The 21434-nt window shown below is 68.4% G+C and carries 15 protein-coding genes; 7 read left to right on the top strand and 8 right to left on the bottom strand.

The genetic code is table 11. The features are described 5' to 3' along the window. Positions 1 to 47: 47 nt before the first annotated feature. The gene (gene rluD / locus ACVCMI_RS05755; protein WP_447097095.1) at positions 48 to 1022 is read right to left on the bottom strand and encodes a 23S rRNA pseudouridine(1911/1915/1917) synthase RluD; all 975 of its coding nucleotides are present in this window, start codon (positions 1020 to 1022) and stop codon (positions 48 to 50) included. A gap of 70 nt (positions 1023 to 1092) precedes the next feature. On the opposite strand from rluD, the gene ACVCMI_RS05750 reads away from it, so the two are divergent. Continuing rightward, positions 1093 to 1959 (top strand): outer membrane protein assembly factor BamD, encoded by an 867-nt coding sequence (locus ACVCMI_RS05750; RefSeq protein WP_395116788.1) that lies wholly within the window; start codon positions 1093 to 1095, stop codon positions 1957 to 1959. A gap of 86 nt (positions 1960 to 2045) precedes the next feature. Here ACVCMI_RS05750 and ACVCMI_RS05745 read toward each other — a convergent pair whose 3' ends face one another. The 3 genes from ACVCMI_RS05745 to sucC all read right to left on the bottom strand — a co-directional run bounded on the left by ACVCMI_RS05745 (position 2046) and on the right by sucC (position 6136). Next, on the bottom strand, positions 2046 to 3716 hold the full coding sequence (locus tag ACVCMI_RS05745; protein WP_447097096.1) for an NAD+ synthase: 1671 nt from the start codon (positions 3714 to 3716) through the stop codon (positions 2046 to 2048). A 183-nt stretch (positions 3717 to 3899) separates the two neighbouring features. Beyond that, positions 3900 to 4772, bottom strand: a complete 873-nt coding sequence (gene sucD, locus ACVCMI_RS05740) for a succinate--CoA ligase subunit alpha (protein WP_395116784.1) — start codon at positions 4770 to 4772, stop codon at positions 3900 to 3902. Between the two features lie 14 nt (positions 4773 to 4786). Then, a complete protein-coding gene (gene sucC / locus ACVCMI_RS05735; RefSeq protein WP_447097097.1) occupies positions 4787 to 6136 on the bottom strand; it encodes an ADP-forming succinate--CoA ligase subunit beta in 1350 nt (449 codons plus the stop codon). A gap of 113 nt (positions 6137 to 6249) precedes the next feature. Between sucC and ACVCMI_RS05730 the strand changes: the two genes are divergently transcribed. Beyond that, positions 6250 to 7893 carry a sensor histidine kinase gene (locus ACVCMI_RS05730; RefSeq protein WP_395116780.1) on the top strand — a complete coding sequence of 548 codons (1644 nt, stop codon included), beginning with the start codon at positions 6250 to 6252 and terminating at the stop codon, positions 7891 to 7893. Positions 7894 to 7984: 91 nt separating this feature from the next. Continuing rightward, positions 7985 to 9379 (top strand): sigma-54-dependent transcriptional regulator, encoded by a 1395-nt coding sequence (locus ACVCMI_RS05725; protein ID WP_395116778.1) that lies wholly within the window; start codon positions 7985 to 7987, stop codon positions 9377 to 9379. Between the two features lie 150 nt (positions 9380 to 9529). Here the strand turns inward: ACVCMI_RS05725 and ACVCMI_RS05720 are convergent, their stop codons facing one another. The 4 genes from ACVCMI_RS05720 to ACVCMI_RS05705 form a co-directional block, all read right to left on the bottom strand. Beyond that, the gene (locus tag ACVCMI_RS05720) at positions 9530 to 11089 is read right to left on the bottom strand and encodes a response regulator (protein WP_395116776.1); all 1560 of its coding nucleotides are present in this window, start codon (positions 11087 to 11089) and stop codon (positions 9530 to 9532) included. Between the two features lie 76 nt (positions 11090 to 11165). Beyond that, the gene (locus ACVCMI_RS05715) at positions 11166 to 11612 is read right to left on the bottom strand and encodes a response regulator (protein WP_395116774.1); all 447 of its coding nucleotides are present in this window, start codon (positions 11610 to 11612) and stop codon (positions 11166 to 11168) included. After that, a complete protein-coding gene (locus ACVCMI_RS05710; protein ID WP_447097098.1) occupies positions 11609 to 13405 on the bottom strand; it encodes a sensor histidine kinase in 1797 nt (598 codons plus the stop codon). Before ACVCMI_RS05710 ends, ACVCMI_RS05715 begins: the two co-directional genes overlap by 4 nt. A gap of 66 nt (positions 13406 to 13471) precedes the next feature. Then, on the bottom strand, positions 13472 to 15769 hold the full coding sequence (locus ACVCMI_RS05705) for a GH92 family glycosyl hydrolase (protein ID WP_447097099.1): 2298 nt from the start codon (positions 15767 to 15769) through the stop codon (positions 13472 to 13474). A 154-nt stretch (positions 15770 to 15923) separates the two neighbouring features. Here ACVCMI_RS05705 and fucP point away from each other — a divergent pair, with 154 nt between their 5' ends. Genes fucP through ACVCMI_RS05685 form a run of 4 tightly spaced genes read left to right on the top strand, consistent with a single transcriptional unit; the run spans position 15924 to position 21427 of the window. Next, positions 15924 to 17243 (top strand): L-fucose:H+ symporter permease, encoded by a 1320-nt coding sequence (fucP, locus tag ACVCMI_RS05700; RefSeq protein ID WP_447097100.1) that lies wholly within the window; start codon positions 15924 to 15926, stop codon positions 17241 to 17243. Beyond that, positions 17203 to 18225, top strand: coding sequence for a carbohydrate kinase family protein (locus ACVCMI_RS05695; RefSeq protein ID WP_447097101.1), 1023 nt, complete (start codon positions 17203 to 17205; stop codon positions 18223 to 18225). The genes fucP and ACVCMI_RS05695 overlap by 41 nt, the downstream gene beginning before the upstream one ends. Next, a complete protein-coding gene (locus tag ACVCMI_RS05690) occupies positions 18222 to 19457 on the top strand; it encodes an AGE family epimerase/isomerase (RefSeq protein WP_447097102.1) in 1236 nt (411 codons plus the stop codon). The genes ACVCMI_RS05695 and ACVCMI_RS05690 overlap by 4 nt, the downstream gene beginning before the upstream one ends. Further along, a complete protein-coding gene (locus ACVCMI_RS05685; RefSeq protein WP_447097103.1) occupies positions 19454 to 21427 on the top strand; it encodes a M1 family aminopeptidase in 1974 nt (657 codons plus the stop codon). The genes ACVCMI_RS05690 and ACVCMI_RS05685 overlap by 4 nt, the downstream gene beginning before the upstream one ends. Positions 21428 to 21434: the final 7 nt, after the last annotated feature.

Genomic DNA, 21434 nt, shown 5'->3' with positions numbered 1-21434 from the left:
GGGATTCCCCAAGCATCGCACGGCTGGCGGCGGCGCGTACCGACCCATCAATACGGGTCCGGACCGTGTTCGGCCAGATCCGCACGCAGCGCCTCGATCAGGGCCAATTGATCGGCGGGGCGCTCGGCCGTGAACGACAGCGCCTCGCCGGTGACCGGATGCACGAACGAGAGTTTCTCCGCGTGCAGCGCCTGCCGGCGGAAGCCGCGCAAGGCGGCGACCAGGCCGTCACTGGCGCCCTTGGGCAACTTGAGGCCGCCGCCGTACAACGGGTCGCCGATCAGCGGGTGGCCGATGTGCGCCAGGTGCACGCGGATCTGGTGGGTGCGGCCGGTTTCCAGCTGGCATTGCAGCAGGCTGTGCGCGCGGAAGCGCTCGCGCACGCGGTAATGGGTCACCGCGCGCTTGCCGTCCTCCTCGTCACGCACGGCCTGGCGCAGGCGGTCGCCCATGCTGCGGCCGATCGGCTGGTCCACCGTGCCGCCGGCCACCATCGTGCCCATCACCACGGCCTCGTACTGGCGTTCCACTTCGTGCCGCGAGAGCAGATCGACCAGCGCGGTATGGGTGGACAGCGTCCTGGCCACCACCATCAGGCCGGAGGTGTCCTTGTCCAGCCGATGCACGATGCCGGCGCGCGGCAGCTCGGCCAGCTGCGGGTCGTGGTGCAGCAAGCCGTTGAGCAGCGTGCCGGCCGGGTTGCCGGCGCCGGGATGCACCACCAGTCCGGCGGGCTTGTCCAGCACCAGCAGGTCGGCATCCTCGTACACGATCGTCAGCGCAATCGCCTCGGGCTGGCTGTGCACTTCCGTTTCCAGTTCGACATCCAGCTCGACCCGCTCGCCGCCGCGCAGCAGTTGCCGCGGCGCAGCCGGGGCGCCATCCAGGGTCGCCGCGCCGGCCTTGATCCAGCCGCTGAGCCGCGAACGCGAATAGGCGGGGAACATCTCGGCCAAAGCCTGGTCGAAGCGACGGCCTGCTGCACTCAGCGGAACCTCCGCCTGCTGCCGTATGGTGGTCATGCCAGCCCCCGCGGGCGGCAACCGGTTTCAGTTATCATGCCTGTTCGTTCCGACATCCGAATTCATTCCTATGCGCCCATCCAGTGGCTCGACCACGCCATCGTTGTTCCCGCTGCACGCCGCCAGGCTGCTCGCCGTGGTCGCCCTGGTGGCCGTGCTTGGCGCCTGTTCGATGTTCGGCCGCAAGGGCAACACCATCGACACGATGCCGCTGGAGCCGCTGTACAACCGCTCCCACAGCTTCCTGGAGGCGGGCAATTACTCCGGCGCGGTGCGGGCGTTCCAGCGCCTGATCGCGCGCTTCCCGTCCGGTCCGTACAGCGAGCAGGCCCAGCTTGAGCTGGCCTATGCGCAGTACAAGGACAACCAGCCGGACGAGGCATTGTCCACCATCAACCGCTTCATCAAGACCTATCCGGCCAACAAACACGTCGATTATGCCTATTACCTGCGCGGCCTGATCAATTTCGACCGCACCAGCGGCTTCATCGAGCGCTTCACCAAGCGCGCCGGCGGGCTGACTCGCCGCGACCAGGGCTACAACCTGCAGGCGTTCGACGATTTCTCCGAACTGTCGCGGCGCTTCCCCGACAGCGCCTACACCGCCGACGCGCGCCAGCGCATGATCTACCTGCGCAACCTGCTGGCGCAGTACGAGATCAACGTGGCCGAGTTCTACCTGCAGAACAAGGCCTACATCGCGGCGGCCGACCGCTCGCAGTACGTGATCGAGCACTACCAGCAGGCGCCGCAGACCGGCGATGCGCTGGCCATCCTCGCCCGCAGCTACCTGGCGCTGGACCGCAAGGAACTGGCTGCGCAGACCCGCGAAGTGCTGGCGCTGAACTATCCGAACCACCCCTATCTCACCGATCCCAAGTGGCCGCACGCACCCTCGCTGGTGCGCAAGATGATTCCGTTCTCCGGGCATCATTGAGTTTGGCCGCTGCGCGGCCGGGAATGGGGAATGGGGAATAGGAAAAGCAGGCGCAGGAGCGTCGGGCGCCCCCCCGGAGTCCCGATTCAACGCCACCCTGACGTGATCGGGTAACGGCGTTCGCGGCCGAAGGCGCGCGTGGTGACGCGGGGGCCGGGGGCGGACTGGCGGCGTTTGAACTCGTTGAGCAACACCAGCCGCGCCACCCGCTGCACCGTCGCGGCATCGTGGCCCACGGCCACGATCTCCGCCTGCGACTGCTCACCCTCGATGAAGCGTTCGAGAATCGCATCCAGCTCGTCGTACGGCGGCAGCGAATCCTGGTCGACCTGGTTGTCGCGCAGCTCGGCCGAGGGTGGACGGGCGATGACCTCGGGGGGAATCGGCAATCGGGAATCGCGCATCGTCGAAGAGCCGGATGTCGGCGAGGACATGCGTTCCCGGTTACCGGCTCCATTGCGCCACCGCGCCAGCCGATACACCACCGTCTTGTACACGTCCTTGAGCGGCGCGTAGGCGCCGCACATGTCGCCGTACAGGGTGGCGTAACCCACGGCCATTTCACTCTTGTTGCCGGTGGCGAGCAGCAGGCGGCCGTGCTTGTTGGACAGCGCCATCAGCATCACGCCGCGCGTGCGCGACTGCAGGTTCTCCTCGGTGGTGTCGGCGGCCTTGCCGGCGAAGGCGGGAGTGAGCGCATCCATGAACGACTGATACGTCGCCTGGATCGGGATCACGTGGTAGTCCACGCCCAGCTGCTCGGCCTGCGCGCGGGCACCGTCGAGCGAGAGCTGCGAGGTGTAGCGGGTGGGCATCATCACCGCGGTGACGCGCCGGGCGCCCAGCGCGTCGACCGCCAGCGCCAGCGTCAGCGCCGAGTCGATGCCGCCGGAAAGGCCCAGCAGCACGCCGTCGAAGCGGTTCTTGTCGATGTAGTCGCGCACGCCGCGGACCAGCGCCGCGTACAGCGTCGCCTCCATCGACGAGTCGGCCGGCACCGGCCAGTCGATCGCCGCGAGCGTGCGCGTGGCCGGGTCGAACTCGGCCCACAGCAGCGCGTCGACGAAGGCCGGCGCCCGTGCCGCTATCGACCCGTCGCCGTTGACCAGGATCGAAGCGCCGTCGTAGACCACCTCGTCCTGGCCGCCGACCAGGTTGAGGTAGGCGATCGCGCAGCCGGTTTCGCGCGCCCGCGCCGCCAGCACGACCTCGCGCTCGGCCTGCTTGCGGTCGTCCCACGGCGACGCATTGATCACCACGATCAGCTGCGCGCCCGCAGCCGCGGCCTGCGCGGCCGGCTCGGGCTGCCACACGTCCTCGCAGATCAGCAGGCCCACGCTCACGCCCTCGATCACGCGCGTCGTGGTGCCGTTGCCGGGGCGGAAATAGCGCAGGTCGTCGAACACGCCATAGTTGGGCAGCGCCTGCTTGTGCGCGGTGCACTCGATCCGCCCCTCGCGCAGCAGGCTGGCGCCGTTGTAGACCTCGCCGGCGCTGTGCGGATGGCCGACCAGCGCCGCGACGCCCTGCGCCGCGCAGGCCAGCGCGCACAGCTCGCGCTCGCAGGCGGCGAGAAAGCTCGGCCGCAGCAGCAGATCCTCCGGCGGATAGCCGCTCAGGGTCAGCTCGGGAAAGGCCACCAGCGCGGCGCCGCCTTCGCGCGCCTGCGCCATCAGTCCTGCCGCCTTGGCGGCATTGGCCGCCACCGCGCCGACGGCAAAATCGTGTTGGGCCAGCGCCAGTCGCAGCTTTGCCATGGACGCAGCATTCCTTGGATTCAATCGGCGAATGGTAGTGGAATGCCGCGCCGGGTGGCCCGTCCACGCGGGCGCTGCATTCAGATCCGCCGATCGTGCGGCGGATCGTTGCCGGCGCGTGACGGCGCCGAAGCCAAAAAAAAGGCCGCGCAATGCGCGGCCCTTGTTCTCCTGCGCCAACGCCTACTTCATCAGCTTGGCGAGCGCCTTGCCCAGGTCGGCCGGCGACTTCACCGTGGTGACGCCGGCCTTCTCCAGCGCGGCGAACTTCGCCGCGGCGGTGCCCTTGCCGCCGGAGATGATCGCGCCGGCATGACCCATGCGCTTGCCCGCCGGAGCCGAGGCGCCGGCGATGAACGAGACCACCGGCTTCTTCACGTATTCGCCGATGAACTCGGCGGCGTCTTCCTCGGCGCTGCCGCCGATCTCGCCGACCATGATGATGCCTTCGGTCTGCGGATCGTCCTGGAACAGCTTGAGGCAGTCGATGAAGTTCAGGCCGTTGATCGGGTCGCCGCCGATGCCGATCACCGTGCTCTGGCCGAGGCCTTCGTTGGTGGTCTGGAACACCGCCTCATAGGTGAGCGTGCCGGAGCGCGAGACCACGCCGACCCTGCCCTTGCTGTGGATGTGGCCGGGCATGATGCCGATCTTGCATTCGCCGGGGGTGATGATGCCGGGGCAGTTCGGCCCGATCAGCACGATCTCCGGATGCTGCTGCAGCACGTTCTTCACGCGCAGCATGTCCAGCACCGGGATGCCTTCGGTGATCGCCACGATGGTCTTGATGCCGGCGTCGATCGCTTCGAGGATCGAGTCGGCCGCGAACGGCGGCGGCACGAAGATGACGGAGGCGTCGGCGCCGGTTTCCAGCACCGCTTCATCGACCGAGTTGAACACGGGCAGGCCGATGTGCTCCGAACCGCCCTTGCCCGGAGTCACGCCACCGACGACTTTGGTGCCGTAGTCGATGCACTGCTGTGCGTGGAAGGTGCCCTGCTGGCCGGTGAAGCCCTGCACCAGCACCTTGGTGTCTTTGTTTACGAGAACGCTCATGTTTCGATTGCTCCTCAGGCCTTGGCCGCAGCCACGGCTTTCTGCGCCGCGTCGTTGAGATCATCCGCCGGCGTGATCGCCAGGCCGGAGTTGGCCAGCAGTTCGCGGCCCTGATCGACATTGGTGCCCTGCAGGCGCACCACCACGGGAATCTTCAGGCCCACTTCCTTGACCGCGGCGATGATGCCCTCGGCGATCATGTCGCAGCGGACGATGCCGCCGAAGATGTTGACCAGGATGCAGTTGACCTTGTCCGAGGAGGTGATCAGCTTGAACGCCTCGGTCACCCGCTCCTTGGTGGCGCCACCGCCGACGTCGAGGAAGTTGGCCGGCTCGCCGCCCGCCAGCTTGATCACGTCCATGGTGGCCATCGCCAGGCCGGCGCCGTTGACCATGCAGCCGATGTTGCCGTCCATCGTCACGTAGTTGAGGTTGCTCTGCTGCGCGGCGGCTTCGGCGGCGTCTTCCTGGGTCAGGTCGCGCATCGCGGCCAGGTTCGGATGACGGAACTCCGCGTTGTCGTCGGAGTTGACCTTGCCATCCAGCGCAGCGAGGTTGCCGTCTTCCAGCACGGCCAGCGGGTTCAGCTCGACCAGGGCCAGGTCCTGCTCGTTGAACAGCTTGTACAGGCCCAGCATGATCTTGGTCAGCTGGTTGACCTGCTTGTTGTTGAGGTCCATCGCGAAGCCGAGCTGGCGGCACTGGTACGGCTGCAGCCCTTCGACGAAATCGACCACGATGGTGTGGATGTCTTCGGGCGTGTCGCGCGCCACCTGCTCGATGTCCACGCCGCCATGCTTGGAGGCGATGAACGAGATGGCCTTGGAATCGCGGTCCACCAGGATCGACAGGTACAGCTCGCGGGCGATGTCGGTGGCGTCGGTCACCAGCACCAGGTTCACCGGCAGCGCACGCCCGGCCGACTGGTAGGTTGCCATGTTGGTGCCGAGCATGCCCTTGGCGGCGGCGCGCACGTCGTCGAAGCTCTTGCAGAACTTGACGCCGCCGGACTTGCCGCGGCCGCCGGCGTGGATCTGCGCCTTGACCATCCATTGCGTGCCACCGAGCGCCTTGGCGGCATCGACGGCGGCGTCGGGGGAGTTGGCGACCTTGCCCGGCGGCACGGCGATGCCGTACTGCGCGAACAGTTCTTTGGCCTGGTATTCGTGGAAATTCATTCGATACCTCGAGCGAACGGAGAAACGATGACGGCCGCACGCATGAAGAAAGGCGTGGGTCAGGGGATCGGCGGTGGAATCACACACGACCCGGTCGCGGCACAAGGGCCGGACACGGGCCGAACCGCAGCAAACGGCCGCCCATTTTCGCGGAAGCGGGCCGCAATGGAAAGGGCGCGGCCGCATCGCGACCGGCCGGGCGGCGATTTTCCGGCCTCCACGAAGGTGGCGCGGCCCCCGCCCGGGCTTGCCCGGGGCGTCATATACTCGACCGCAACCGCACCGGAATCGCAGCCTACGTGTCTACCTTAGCTACGTTAAACGATCCGCGCGCAGGGACGGCCACGATCCGCCACGAGCTGTCGTTCCTCAATGTTTTCAGGCTGGTGCAGGCGCTGGTGTACGTCGCCCTGGCATTCAGCCCGCCCGGCATGGGCTGGCCGCAGCTGGCCGCGCCGGGCTTCGCGCGCACGCTGGCCACGCTGTACCTGATCTTCGCGCTGCTGGCGCTGCTGCTGAACCGGCGCAGCATGGCCCACGCAAAGACCGCCGTGGCCGCCACCCTGGTGGTCGACGTCGTCGCCGCGGTGCTGGCGATCGTGGCGATGCACGATGCGCGCATCGGTATCGCGATGATGCTGGCGGTCAACCTCTGCGCCGGCGCGCTGATCCTGCCGCTGCGCATGTCCGGCTTCTTCGCCGCGCTGGCGACGCTGGGCATGCTGGGCATCTCGCTGTTCGGCTGGTCGCTGTCGCCCCACGCCGGTGACCGCGACCTGCTCGAAGCGGCGCTGTTCGGCCTGGCCTATTTCGCCACCACCGCCCTGTGCAGCGTGCTGGGCCAGCAGCTGCGCGCCACCGAGGCGCTGGCCGAGCAGCGCAGCACCGACCTGGCCAACCTGTCGCAGATCAACGAACTGATCATCCGCCGCATGAAGACCGGCGTGCTGCTGGTGGACGACGCCAACCGCATCCACCAGATCAACGAATCGGCCTGGATGCTGCTGGGCAATCCCGGCGCCGACCAGCGCGACCTCGGGCTGCTGGCGCCGGAACTGTCGCGCCGGCTGTACCACTGGATGACCTCGGGCAAGCTCGACGAAACCGCCACCCAGCTCGCCGACGGCGTCCCGGAAGTGGTGCCGCGCTTCACCCGGCTGGCGCCGAACGACGACTCGCACGTATTGATCTTCCTCGACGACACCTCGCTGCTGTCGCGCCGCGCGGAGGAGCTCACGCTCAGCTCGCTCGGCCGGCTGTCGGCCTCGATCGCCCACGAGATCCGCAACCCGCTGGCGGCGATCCGCTACTCGGCGCAGCTGCTGGCCGAATCGCGCACCATGGACGGCGCCGACCAGCGCATGGTCGAGATCATCAACAACCACTGCGTGCGGCTCAACGAGATCATCGAGAACATCCTGCAGCTGTCGCGCCGCGAGCGTTCGCGCCCGGAAGCGCTGGACCTGGGCGACTGGGCGCAGGATTTCGTGGAGGAATACCGCCAGGGCAACGACCTCGGCGCCGACTCGCTGCGCGCGATCGCCAGCACCGGCGTGGCGGTGGTCGCGCTGGCCGATCCGCAGCAGCTGCAACAGGTGGTGTGGAACCTGGTGCAGAACGCGCTGCGCTACGGCCGCCTGCCCGGCGAGCCGGCGCGGGTGATGGTGGTCGCACGCCAGGGCGAGCATGGCGTGCCGATCCTCGAGGTGATCGACCGCGGCCCCGGCATCGCGCCCAAGGTGGCCGCACAGATCTTCGAGCCGTTCTACACCACCCACGAATACGGCACCGGCCTGGGCCTGTACCTGGCCAAGCAGATGAGCGAGGCCAACCAGGCCGCGCTGGAGTACGTGCGCGTGGCCGGCGGTGGCAGCTGCTTCCGGCTTACCCTGACGCCGGCGCAGATGAACCGCGGCGCCGGCGACGGCGAGCCCGAAGCCTGAACGCTCCGGCAGGCCGCCGACGCCGCGCGCCGGCTTTGCTCTTGACTTGGGCCGCGGTTATTCTTGAGCCACCCTCCCCTCGCGACATGCCATGAGCCTCCAGACCGTCCTGGTCATCGACGATGAACGCGATATCCGCGAGCTGCTCACCATCACCCTCGGGCGCATGGACCTGCAGGTCGAAGCCGTCGGCACCGTCGCCGACGCCCGCCGCGCGCTGAGCGAAAACAGCTACGACCTCTGCTTCACCGACATGCGCCTGCCCGACGGCAACGGCCAGGAGATCATCGAGCTGATCGCCGAAACCTGCCCGGACACGCCGGTGGCGATGATTACCGCCTACGGCAACGTCGACGCGGCGGTGAACGCGCTCAAGGCCGGCGCGTTCGACTTCGTCTCCAAGCCGGTCGACATCCAGATGCTGCGCGGCCTGGTGCGCACCGCGCTGCGGCTGGCCGAGGAGAAGCGCGAAGGCGGCGGCGCCGCCAAGGCCGGCGGCTCCGGCGACCGCCTGATCGGCGACTCGCCGGCGATGGAACAGGTGCGCGCCACCATCGCCAAGCTGGCACGCAACCAGGCGCCGGTCTACATCGCCGGTGAATCGGGCGTAGGCAAGGAGCTGGTCGCGCGGCTGATCCACGAGCGCGGTCCGCGCGCGGGCGGCCCGTTCGTGCCGGTCAACTGCGGCGCGATCCCGTCCGAGCTGATGGAAAGCGAGTTCTTCGGTCATCGCAAGGGCAGTTTCACCGGCGCCAGCGCGGACAAGGAAGGCCTGTTCCAGGCCGCCCAGGGCGGCACGCTGTTCCTCGACGAGGTGGCCGAACTGCCGCTGCACATGCAGGTCAAGCTGCTGCGCGCGATCCAGGAAAAAGCGGTGCGCCCGATCGGCGGCCGCGACGAGATCCCGGTGGACGTGCGCATCCTCTCGGCCACCCACAAGAACCTCGGCCAACTGGTCGAGCAGGGCCAGTTCCGCCAGGACCTGTTCTACCGCATCAACGTGATCGAGCTGCGCGTGCCGCCGCTGCGCGAACGCCGCGGCGACGTGCCGCAGCTGGCCGCGTTCATCCTCAAGTCGCTGGCCGGCAAGAGCGGCCAGGAAGTCGGGCGGCTGACGCCGGCCGCGCTCGATGCGCTGGAAGCCTACGACTTCCCCGGCAACGTGCGCGAGCTGGAGAACATCCTCGAACGCGCCATGGCGATGAGCGACGGCGCCAGCATCGAGGCCTCCGACCTGATGCTGCCCCAGCGCGGCGCGCGCCCGGCGCCGACGGAGGTCGCCGCCACTGCCGGCGCTCCGGCCGCTGCCGCTGCCGCGGCACCCAGCGCCGATGGCGGGCTGGACGACTACATCAGCAACATCGAGCGCACCGCCATCGTCAAGGCGCTGGAAGAATCGCGCTACAACAAGACCGCCGCCGCCCGCAAACTCGGCATCACCTTCCGCGCCCTGCGCTACAAGCTGAAGAAGCTCGGCATCGACTGAAGGCGCAACCCGACGCCTACCCGCGCGCGACGGCTTTCCGCCGCGCAACGAGGGAAGGCGTTCGCACGGGGAATGTCCCGCGACCGCCGCGCAGGGCGGCAACCGCCTGCTCCGGCCACGCGGACCGCAAAGCGGCGCGCCGTGCCTGGGCTACGCGGAGTCGTCGCCCTCCAATCCCTTGCGCAGCGCGCGCAGGAGGGCCGCGGTGCTGACCGGCTTGTCCACGATTTGCAGGTTGTCCAGCGGGGGCAGTTCCTGCGGGTCCGGTGGCGCGTCCGGGCGGGCGAGCAGCACGACGCCGCCCTGGTAACCCTGTTCGACCAGCGCGGCCAGCGTGCGCACGCCGGTGAAAAGGTTCATGTCGGCGTCGAGCAGCACCAGGTCGGGCAGGCCGCCGGCCTCGATCCACTGCAGCGCGGCGGTGCCGCTCTGGCTGGCGTGCGCCTGGTAGCCGTAGGCATCGAGCGTATCGGACAGCAGCGACAGCTGGCCGGCCTCCTCCACCACCACCAGCACGCGTTCGGCGGCGCCTTCAAGGCTCTGCATGTCGTCCATCGCCTCGGCGTCGGCTTCCATTTCGTCCAGCGGGATGTAGAGGTCGAAACGGGTGCCGCTGCCGGGTTTGCTGTCCACCCGCATCACGCCGCCGTGGCTGGCCACGATGCGCTTGCACGAGATCAGGCCCAGGCCGGTGCCGGCGTCCTTGGTGGTGAAGAACGGTTCGAACAGGTGCTCCAGCACGGCCTGGTCCATGCCTGGCCCGGAGTCGATCACGCTGATGCGCAGGTAGCAGCCGGTGTGCGGCACCTCCTCGGGCAGGAAGAAGTCGTCGGCCAGCCGCTGCTGGCTGGTCTCGATGCGCAGGTTGCCGCCGTCGGGCATCGCCTGGATCGCGTTGAGGCAGAGGTTGAGCAGGCATTGCTGCAGCTCGGTGTGGTTGCCCTCGAAGGCCAGCTCGGGGTCGTCGATGGCCAGGTCCATCACCACCGAACGGGGCACGCTGCCCTGCATCAGCAGGCCGAACGCGCTCATCAGGGTGCCCACGCGCACGCGCTCGGCGCGGCGGGCGCCGCGCGCGAAGGAAAGCATCGAGTGCACCATCTCCAGCCCGCGCTTGCCGCAATCGCGCACCAGGTTGCCCAGCCGCATCAGCCGCGGGTCGTCCTGGTAGTCGCGCAGGCTGTCACCGGCCAGCAACAGCGGCTGCAGCAGGTTGCGCAGGTCGTGGCTGAGGCCGCCGGCGAGCATCGCCAGGCTCTCGAAACGCTGCGCGCGGATCAGGTCGGCCTCGGCGCGGCGGTTGGCCTTGCGCGCATCCGCCTCGACCAGCGCCCGACGCACCGCACTGGCCAGGCGCACGGGGTTCTGCTTGAGGATGTAGTCGGTCGCGCCGTTGCGCAGCGCCTCGATGGCGGCATCCTCGCCCAGCGTCGCGGAAACGAAGATGAAGGGCAGGTCCTCGTCGCGCTCGCGCAGCAGCTCCAGCGCGCGCTGCCCGGAGAAACCCGGCACGCTCAGGTCGGACAGCACGATATGCGGGGCGAACTCGTCCAGCGCGGCCAGGTAGCCGGCTTCATCGTCGACCAGCCGCGCCTCGTGCGGGATGCCGTCGGCGTCCAGCTCGGCCAGCACCAGCTCGGCGTCGAGCTCGCTGTCCTCCACTTGCAGCACCCGTATCGTCGGCATCGACTTGATCTGCCGGTTGGGCATGGGGTTCTCCGTCACTGGCCGTGCGGCCATCGTTGTCTACACCGCGGGCGACCGCCCGGGCGCGTCTGTTCATGCGTCAATTCGCCTCGGGCGCCTCGTTCAGCACCGCCCAGAACCGGCCCAGCGTGCGCACGGCCTCGAAGAACTGGTCCACGTCCACCGGCTTGATCACGTAGGCGTTGGCGCCGAGGTCCCAACTGCGCGCCAGGTCGCTCTCCTCGCGCGAGGAGGACAGGATCACCACCGGTACGCGCCGCAGGTGCTCGTCGTGGCGCATGCGGGTGAGCACTTCCAGTCCGTCCATGCGCGGCATCTTGATGTCCAGCAGCACCACCGCCGGGTCGCCCGGATCGCGCCCGGCCCAGGCGCCGGTGCAATGCAGGTAGTCGAGGCATTCCACGCCATCCTCGACGTGCACCACCGGATTGGCCAGGTGGGCTTCGGCCAGCGCGTCCATCGCCATCTCGGCGTCCGCCAGGCTGTCCTCGACCAGCAGCACGGTGCGCAGTTCTTTCTTGTTCATGCCGCTGACTCTCCGTTTTGCGCCCCGGCCACGTCGATGGCCGGCAGCGAGAAGTGGAACGTGGCGCCCTGGTCCGGTACGGCCTCGGCCCAGACCTTGCCGCCGTGGCGCGTGATGATGCGCCGCACGTTGGCCAGGCCGATGCCGTTGCCCGGGAAATCCGAGGCGCGGTGCAGGCGCTGGAACACGCCGAACAGCTTGTCCGCGTACTGCATGTCGAAGCCGGCGCCGTTGTCGGCCACTTCGAACTCGTAATCGCCGCGGCTGCTGCGCCCGGCGCTGACCTCGATGCGCGCCACCTCACGGCGCCCGGTGTATTTCACCGCGTTGCCGAGCAGGTTCTGCCACACCGTGCGCAACATGTTGGCGTCGCCGATGACCATCGGCAAGGGCCCGATCGTCCACACGATGCGCCGGCCCTCCGCCGAGGATTCGGCCAGTGCCCGTGCCTCCTCCACCAGCGACTGCATGTCCACCGCCTGCAACCGCAGCGGGCCGCGGCCCAGGCGCGAGAACACCAGCAGGTCGTCGATCAGCAACGCCATGCGCTGGGCCGCGCTGTCGATCACGCCGATGTAGTGGCTGGCCTTGTCGTCGAGCTGGCCGGCCAGGTGGTGCTCCAGCTTGCGCACGAAGCCCGCCACGTGGCGCAGCGGCGCGCGCAGGTCATGCGAGACGGAGTAGCTGAACGCCTCCAGCTCGCGGTTGATGTCGGAGATCTGGTTGATCTTGCCCTCGAGCTGGCGATTGAGCTCGATCACCTTCTCCTCGGTCAGCGCGCGCACGGTGACGTCGCTGACCGTGAGCAGCAGCGCCGGTTCGTCGGTGAGATCCTGCTGCAGCCTGCGCGCGTTGACCACGATGTGGCGCTGCTCGCCGTCGGCGGTGCGCTGCACCAGGTCGTAGTCCCACAGCTCGCGGTCGCTCAGCAGCACGTCGCGGAAACGCTGCAGCAGTGCGCTGTCGTTCCACACGCCGCCGCCGATCTCGACGAGCGTGCGCGACGGTTGCTGCGGGTCCTCGCCGTACAGGTCGCCGAAAGCGTTGTTCACCAGCAGGCTGTTGAGGTTGGCGTCGAACAGCGCGATCGGCTCGCGCACCGATTGCAGGATCAGCCGCGAACGCAGCACCGCGCGGCCCTCGCGCGTCTCGGCCCGGCGCCGCTGGCGAATCTGCCGTTCCGAGGCGATCACGATGATCGCCAGCAGCACCAACTGCGCCAGCGCGGTAATGCCCTGCACCAGCTGGCCGTTGAACTCGCGGTGGTGGGCGGCCTGCTTGCGGGCGGTCAGCAACTCATCCTCGTTGGCGACGATGCCGTCGATCTTGGTGGCGAACGGAAACAGGTCGGTGGCCTCGCCCATCGCTTGTCCGGCGCGGCCCACGTCGCCGCGCCGCTGCAGCTCGCGCGCACGAGCCATCAGGGTGAGGCGACCGGTAACGCTGTTTTCCAGCGCGCCGATCAGGGCCTGCTGGGCCGGGTTGTCGCGGGTCATCGCACGCAGCCGCTGCAGCAGTTGCGGCACCTGTGCCGCGGCGCTCTCGGCCTCGGCGCGCGTCTCGGCGCCGACGTCCCCGACCAGCATGCGGTAGGTCGCCGCCTCGCTGCTGCGGATCAGGTAGGCGATGCGATAGGCGACCGAGCGCACTTCGGTCGAGTGGGTGACCCAGCTGTTGGCCAGCACGGTGTCCTGCGTGTTCAGCCGGGTCACCACGTACGGCAGGCCGACGATGATCAGCATGGCCGACAGCAGTCCGGCGACCCGCCAACTCATGAAGCTGCGGAAATTCATTCGATCCAGCCCTCCGCGACGGCCAGCATCAACGCCCGCCCCATTCTGGCACGACCCGGCGAATCATCATCCCTGCGGCGGGGCGCCCACGCCCCAGTGGCGGTTGGGCGTGGCCTGCATGCGGAAGTGCAGCTCGCCACCGGCGAGGATCTGCGCGTGATGCAGGAAGGGGGCGGCCAGCGGCTTGCCGTTGAGCGTGGCCTCGCCGACGTAAGGGTGCGCGTCATCCAGCGGCGCGGCGCTGACGGTGAAGTCCTTGCCGTCGGTCAGGTGCAGCGTGGCACGCCCGACGAACGGCCGACCGATGGCGTAGACGTCGCTGGCCGGCGTGACCGGGTAAAAGCCCAGCGCGGTGAACACGTACCAGGCCGACATCTGGCCCAGGTCGTCGTTGCCCGAGAGTCCGTCCGGCCGCGCGGCGTACTGGCTGTCCATGATCTGCTTCAGCCTCTCCTGCGTCTTCCACGGCGCGCCGGCGTAGTCGTAGAGATAGGCGATGTGGTGGCTGGGCTCGTTGCCGTGCGCGTACCAGCCGATCAGGCCGGTGATGTCCTCGACGTGCTTGAAGTGCGCCGGGTCGACCTTCGCGTCGAACAACGCGTCCAGCTTCGCCACGAACTTCGCGGCTCCGCCCATCGCCTCGATCAGGCCCGGCACGTCCTGCGGCACGTACCACGAATACTGCCAGGCGTTGCCTTCGGTGAAGTCGCTGCCGTAGCCGGCGGCGGTGGGGTCGAACGGTTCGCGGAACGCGCCGTTGGCCAGCCGCGCGCGCATGAAACCGGTCTTCGGGTCCCACGCGTTCTTCCAGTTGCCGGCGCGCCTGCCGAAGGTGGCGGCAACGTCGTTCTTGCCCATCGCCTTCGCCATCTGCGCCAGCGACCAGTCGTCGTAGGCGTATTCGAGCGTCTTGGAGGCGCCCTCCGGCTCCTTGTCGATCGGCACGTAGCCGAGCTTCATGTAGTCGGCCAGGTCGCCGTAGGGCGCGTAGGTGGCGCTGGCGACCATGGCCTGCAGCGCCTTGTCCGCGTCGAAGCCGCGCACACCCTTGATGTACGCGTCGGCGATCACCGGCACGGCGTGGTAGCCGATCATGCACCAGGTCTCCAGGCCCTGGTACGCCCACACCGGCAGGATGCCGAACGGGCTCGCCTCGCGCGCGGCGATCAGCGAGCGGATGAAGTCGGTGCTGCGTTCGGGATTGAGCAGCACCATCAGCGGCTGCTGCGCGCGGTAGACGTCCCACAGCGACCAGGTCGAGTAGAACTCGTAGCCGTCCGCCTTGTGCACGGCATGGTCGGGGCCACGGTATTCGCCATTGACGTCCATGCTCAACGTGGGCGACAGCATGGCGTGGTAGAGCGCGGTGTAGAACTGCTTGCGCACGGTGGCGGAGGCATCGACGTCGACCACCGCCAGCGCCCGATCCCACGCGGCCCTTGCCTGCGCGCGGCGGGCGTCGAAATCCCAGCCCTTGCCATCGGCATCGAGATTGGCCACCGCGTTGGCGGCGCTGACCGGCGAGATCGCCACCTTCACCTCCAGCGGCTGCTTCAGCGCACCGAAGTCGAACACGCCGACCAGCGCGCGGCCGTTCTGCGCGTCGTGGTCCACCGGCTGGTTGCCGGGGCCCTTGAAGCCCTTGTAGAGGACGTCGCTCTCGCGGTCGTACAACGTGCGCGACGTCATCGGCTGGTTGAAGCGCATGGCGAAGCACAGCTCGCGTCCCGGCGCCCAGCCGCGGGTGGTGCGGCAACCGGTGACGGTGCCGTCGTCGGCCACCTGCAGCTTCGACCACAGCACCTTGCCGGGGTAGTCGTAGATGCTCGGGCGCAGGTCGAGCAGCAGGTGCGCGGGCTTGTCCTTCGGAAAGGTGTAGCGATGCCAGCCCACGCGGCGGCCGGCGGTGAGTTCGGCGCGGATGCCGTAGTCGCTCAACGTCACCGCGTAATAGCCGGCCTGCACCACTTCGCTGTCGTGCGAGAAGCGCGAGCGATAACCGCTGCCCGGTGTGGCCGGGTCGCCCGGTTCCAGCCGCACGTCGCCGGCGATCGGCATCACCAGCACGTCGCCCAGGTCCGAATGCCCGGAGCCGGAGAAATGCGTGTGCGAGAAACCCATGATGCTGCTGTCGCCGTACTGGTAGCCGGCGGCCCACTTGTAGGCGTGCTTGAAGTCCGGCATCGCGGTGTCGGGCGAGAGCTGGATCATGCCGAAGGGCACGGTGGCGCCGGGGAAGGTGTGGCCGTCGCCGCCGGTGCCGATGCGGGGATCGACACTGCCGGCGTGGCCGCTGGCGGCCAGTGCGGACGGACAGGCGGCACAGGCCAGCAGGGCGAACAACATCGGGATGCGGAGGGTCATGGCGATCTCGGCGCAGCGGGGCAAGCTGCGAAAGTAGCACCCGCGCGGGCATGTTGCAGCGCGTGATCGGTCGGCGCATGGAAACGGTTACATTGCCCCGGTTGCTTGCCCGCCGAGCGACACACGCCCGACCGCCTCCCGTACCGGAATCGCCATGGCCCCTGTCGTTACGCCGCCCCGCCCCACTCCCCTCGCGCCGGACCACGGTGCGCCCCGCGCGCCCTACACCAGCAGCTGGCTGGCGCTGGGCGTGCTCACCACGATCTTCTTCATGTGGGGCTTCCTCACCTGCCTCAACGACATCCTGATCCCGCACCTGAAGTCGATCTTCCAGCTCAACTACGCGCAGGCGATCCTGGTGCAGTTCACCTTTTTCGGCGCGTATTTCCTGATGGGCATGCCGGCCGGGCGCATGGTGGCGGCACTCGGCTACAAGAAGGGCATCGTGGCCGGGCTGGCGATCGCCGGCATCGGCGCGCTGGGCTTCTGGCCGGCCGCGGCGCTGCACCTCTACTCCGCCTTTCTCGGCGCGCTGTTCGTGCTGGCCACCGGCATCACCGTGCTGCAGGTGGCCGCCAACCCGTACGTGGCCCTGCTCGGCCCGGAGAAGACCAGCTCCAGCCGGCTCACCCTGGCACAGGCGCTGAACTCGCTCGGCACCACGCTGGCGCCGCTGTTCGGCGGCCTGCTGATTCTCTCCAACGTGGTCAAGAACCCGGAGGAACTCGCCGCGCTGGAACCGGCGCAACGCCTGCTCTACGACACCCAGCAGGCGCAGGCGGTGCAGTTCCCGTACATCGGGCTGGCGGTGGTGCTGTTCCTGCTGGCGCTGTTCGTGTGGATGTTCCGGCTGCCGGCATTGACCGAGTCCACCGACAAGGACGATCACGGCCGCCATGGCTTCGCCGACGTGCTGCGCCACCCGCACGTGCTGTTCGGCGTGCTGGGCATCTTCTTCTACGTCGGCGCCGAGGTGTCGATCGGCAGCTTCATGGTCAACTACCTGTCGATGCCCGACATCGGCCACATGAGCGAGCAGCAGGCGGCGAAGTACGTCTCGTGGTACTGGGGCGGTGCCATGCTCGGCCGTTTCGTCGGCTCGGCGTTGATGGCCAGGATCTCGCCGCGCAAGCTGCTGGCCACGTTCGCCGCGATCAACGCGCTGCTGGTGCTGACCACCATGCTGAGCAGCGGCACCACGGCGATGTACAGCATCATCGCGATCGGCCTGTTCAACTCGATCATGTTCCCGACCATCTTCGCGCTCGGCATCGAGCGGCTTGGCCCGATGACCAGCAAGGCATCGAGCCTGCTGATCATGGCCATCGTCGGCGGCGCGGTGATCCCGCAGCTGCAGGGTGTGCTGGCCGACCACATCGGCCTGCAGCACGCGTTCTTCCTGCCGCTGCTGTGCTACCTGTACATCGTGTTCTATGGCATCAGCGGCTCGAAGATCCGCAGCAGTGTCGACTGATCCCGCCCCGCCCCGGCCGATCCTCTGTTTCGGCGAGGCGCTGATCGACCTGCACGCCAGCGGCGTCGACGCGCACGGCTTCGCCGCCAGCTTCGTTCCGTTCGCCGGCGGCGCGCCGGCGAACGTCGCGGTGGCGGTGGCGCGCCTGGGCGGCAACGCGCGCTTCGCCGGGATGCTCTCTACCGACCGCTTCGGCGACTTCCTGCTGGATGGCCTGCAACGCGCCGGCGTGGGCACGGCGGACGTGTCACGCACGGCCGCACCCACCGCGCTCGCGCTGGTCACGCTGGATGCCGCGGGCGAGCGCAGCTTCATCTTCCATCGCGAGCGCACGGCCGATCTGCAATTCCGCGTTGCCGATTTCCGCACCGGGGCATTCGACGACGTGGCGGTGTTCCACGTCTGCTCCAACTGCCTGACCGGGCCGGCCATCGCCGACGCGACTCGCGAAGGCATGCAGCGCGCGCACGGCGCCGGCGCGCTGGTCAGCATGGACCTCAACCTGCGCCCTGCGTTGTGGCCGGCCGGCGCCGATGCACTGACGCAGGTGTGGCCGGCGCTGCATCTGGCCGACGTGGTGAAACTCTCGGCCGAGGAATTCGCGTGGCTGGCACCGGACGGCGAGCAGGCCGCGCTGGACCGCCTGTGGCGCGGTCGCGCCCGGCTGCTGGTGGTCACCGACGGCACGCGGCCCATGCGCTGGTTCCATCCGGATGCCGAAGGGGAGCTGCCGGGCTACGCCGTGACCGTGGTCGACAGCACCGCCGCCGGCGACGCCTTCGTCGGCGGCCTGCTGTGCCGCCTGGCCGAACTCGACGCGACGCCCGACCGGCTCGACCACCTGGTGAGCCAGCTGCCGCGGCTGCACGCGATGCTGCGTTTCGCCGCCGCCTGCGGCGCGCTCACGGTCACCCGCCAGGGCTCGTTCGCCGCGATGCCCAGTGGCGCCGAGGTGCTCGACTTCATGGAGAAGCAGGCATGACTGCCGCACCCGATTTCCGCTCGCCTGACTTCCTGCGCAGCCACATCGCGCAGACGATGGCGTTCTACCATCCGCGCGCGATCGATCCGGAAGGCGGCTTCTTCCACTACTTCAAGGACGACGGCACGATCTACGACCGCAGTCATCGCCACCTGGTCAGCAGCACGCGCTTCGTCTTCAACTACGCGATGGCATGGCTGGCCTTCGGCAACCCCGAATACCTGGAGGCCACGCGGCACGGCCTGCGCTACCTGCGCGAGGTCCATCGCAACCCCGCCAACGGCGGCTATCACTGGACCATCCGCGACGGCCGGCCGGAAGACAGCTCCAACCAGGCCTACGGCGTCGCCTTCGTGCTGCTGGCCTATGCCACCGCGCTGAAGGCCGGCATCGAGGAAGCCCGCGGCTGGATGGACGAGACCTGGAACCTGCTCGAGCAACGCTACTGGGAGGCCGACGCGCGGCTGTACCGCGACGAGGCCGATGCCGACTGGCATTTCAGCGATTACCGCGGCCAGAACGCCAACATGCACATGTGCGAGGCGATGATCGCCGCCTACCAGGCCACCCGTGAGCCGCGCTACCTCGATCGCGCGTTCACCCTCGCTGACCGCATGACCCGCGACCAGGCCGCCAAGGCCGATGGCCTGGTATGGGAACACTACGATCGCCACTGGAACATCGACCGCGAATTCAACCGCGACGACCCGAAGAACCTGTTCAAGCCGTGGGGCTTCCAGCCCGGCCACCAGACCGAATGGGCCAAGCTGCTGCTGATCATGGAGCCGCTGCTGGCTGCGCGCGGCACGCCGCAGGACTGGCTGCTGCCGCGCGCGAAGGAACTGTTCGACCGCGCCCTGGCCCACGCCTGGGACGACGAACACGGTGGCATCTGCTACGGCTTCGCGCCGGATGGCAGCATCTGCGACGACGAAAAATATTTCTGGGTGCAGGCCGAGTCGCTGGCCGCCGCCGCCCTGCTGCACGCGCGTACCGGCGAGGCCGTCTATGACGACTGGTACAGGCGCCTGTGGACCTACGCGTGGGAGCATTTCGTGGATCACCGGCATGGCGCCTGGTACCGCATCCTCACCCCCGACAACCGCAAGATCAGCGACGAGAAAAGCCCGGCCGGCAAGACCGACTACCACACCATGGGTGCCTGCCACGAACTGCTGGCGCTGCATCGTCGCCGCGAACACACCACGCCCCCTTCCCAAGGCCGCGCATGAACAAACTCACCTGCACCCTCGCCGCCACGCTTGCCGCCTTGCTGGTGTCGCCCGCCTTCGCCGCCGACACGGCTGCACCTGCGTTCAACCCGCTGCAGACCTTCGCCCCGTACACCTACCCGCAGCCGGCCAACGCCATGCGCGATGCCAGCGGCAAGCCCGGCCCGGCGTTCTGGCAGAACCGCGCCGACTACCGCATCGAGGCGACGCTGGATCCGTCGACGCGCAAGCTCAGCGGCAGCGAAGTGATCAGCTACACCAACCACAGCCCCGACACGCTGGACGTGCTGTGGCTGCAGATCGAACAGAACCGCTACCGCAAGGATGCGCGCGGCGCGTTCGGCGGCGGCAAGTTCCCCACCGAGTTCACCAGCGGCGAGCACATCCGCTCGGTCGAGGTGGAAGACGCCGGCGGCCACAGGCAGAAGGCGCACTGGGTGATCAGCGACACCCGCATGCAGGTCACCCTGCCCACCGCGCTCAAGGGTCACGGCGGCCGGCTCAAGCTGCACATCAGCTGGGATTACACCGTGCCCGGCGAGTTCGGCGGGCGCACCGACGTCAACGCCAACAGGCAGGGCGAGATCTTCGAGATGGCGCAGTGGTACCCGCGCATGGCCGTCTATGACGACCTGCGCGGCTGGGACACCCAGCCCTACCTCAACAGCGAGTTCTACCTCGAATACGGCGACTTCGACTATCGCGTCACCGTGCCCGCGGACATGCTGGTGGTCGGCTCCGGCGAACTGCTCAACCCGCAGGACGTGCTGACCGCCACCGAGCGCAGGCGCCTGGACCAGGCCCGCCACAGCGACGCGACGGTGATGATCCGTAGCGCCGCCGAAGTCGGCGACCCGGCCAGCCGCCCGAAACAGGGCGGCACGCTGACCTGGCACTTCGCCATGAAGAACACCCGCGACGTGGCCTTCGGCGCGTCCAAGGCGTACATCTGGGACGCTGCGCGCATCAACCTGCCCGACGGCAAGACCGCGCTGGCGATGTCGGCCTATCCGGTGGAAAGCGCCGGCGACCAGGCCTGGGGCGTGGCCACGCAGAACCTGAAAAAGTCGGTCGAGTTCTTCTCGCGCACCTACTACCCGTATCCGTACCCCGTCGCCATCAACGAAGCCGGCACCGCCGGCGGCATGGAATACCCGGGCATCACCTTCGACCACAAGAAGGCCGCGGGCAAGAACCTGCAGATGCTGATCGCCCACGAGATCGGCCACAGCTGGTTCCCGATGATCGTGGGCAGCAACGAGCGCCGCGACGCGTGGATGGACGAAGGCTTCAACACCTTCGTCGACGTGTACGAAGCCGAGGCCTTCGACGGCGGCAAGTACGCGCCCAAGCGCGACAGCGAATACGCTCCCGGCAAGGGCACCCCGGCCGAACAGATCGCCGCCATCCTGAAGGATGCCGACGCGCCGCCGCCGCTGACCTACGCCGACGCGATCGCCGAGAAATACCGCCACCCGATCACCTACTTCAAGGCCGCTTTCGGCCTGGTGCTGCTGCGCGAGCAGATCATCGGCCCGGACCGCTTCGACCCCGCCTTCCGCCGCTACATCGCCACCTGGGCGTACAAGCATCCCAGCCCGTCCGACTTCTTCCGCTTCATGGAAAGCGACACCGGCGAAGACCTCGGCTGGTTCTGGCGCGGCTGGTTCGAGCACAACTGGCAGTTCGACATGGCCGTGCAGAAAGCCGCCTACACCGACGGCGACTACCGCAAGGGCGTCGACGTCACCGTGGCCAACCTCGACCAACTGGTGCTGCCCGCCACCCTGCAACTCGTCTACGACGACGGCAGCAAGCAGGACGTGCGCGTGCCGTGGGAAACCTGGATGCAGCACCGCAGCTACGTGATCCACGTCGACGGCATGCGCAAGCTGAAATCCGCCACGATCGACCCGGACCTGGCGTTGCCCGACAGCAATCGCGGCAACAATAGTTTCGCGATGCCGTGAGCGGAAG

The organism is Rhodanobacter sp. UC4448_H15, from assembly GCF_052978265.1.
This window is presented reverse-complemented; position numbering and strand designations above follow the sequence as displayed.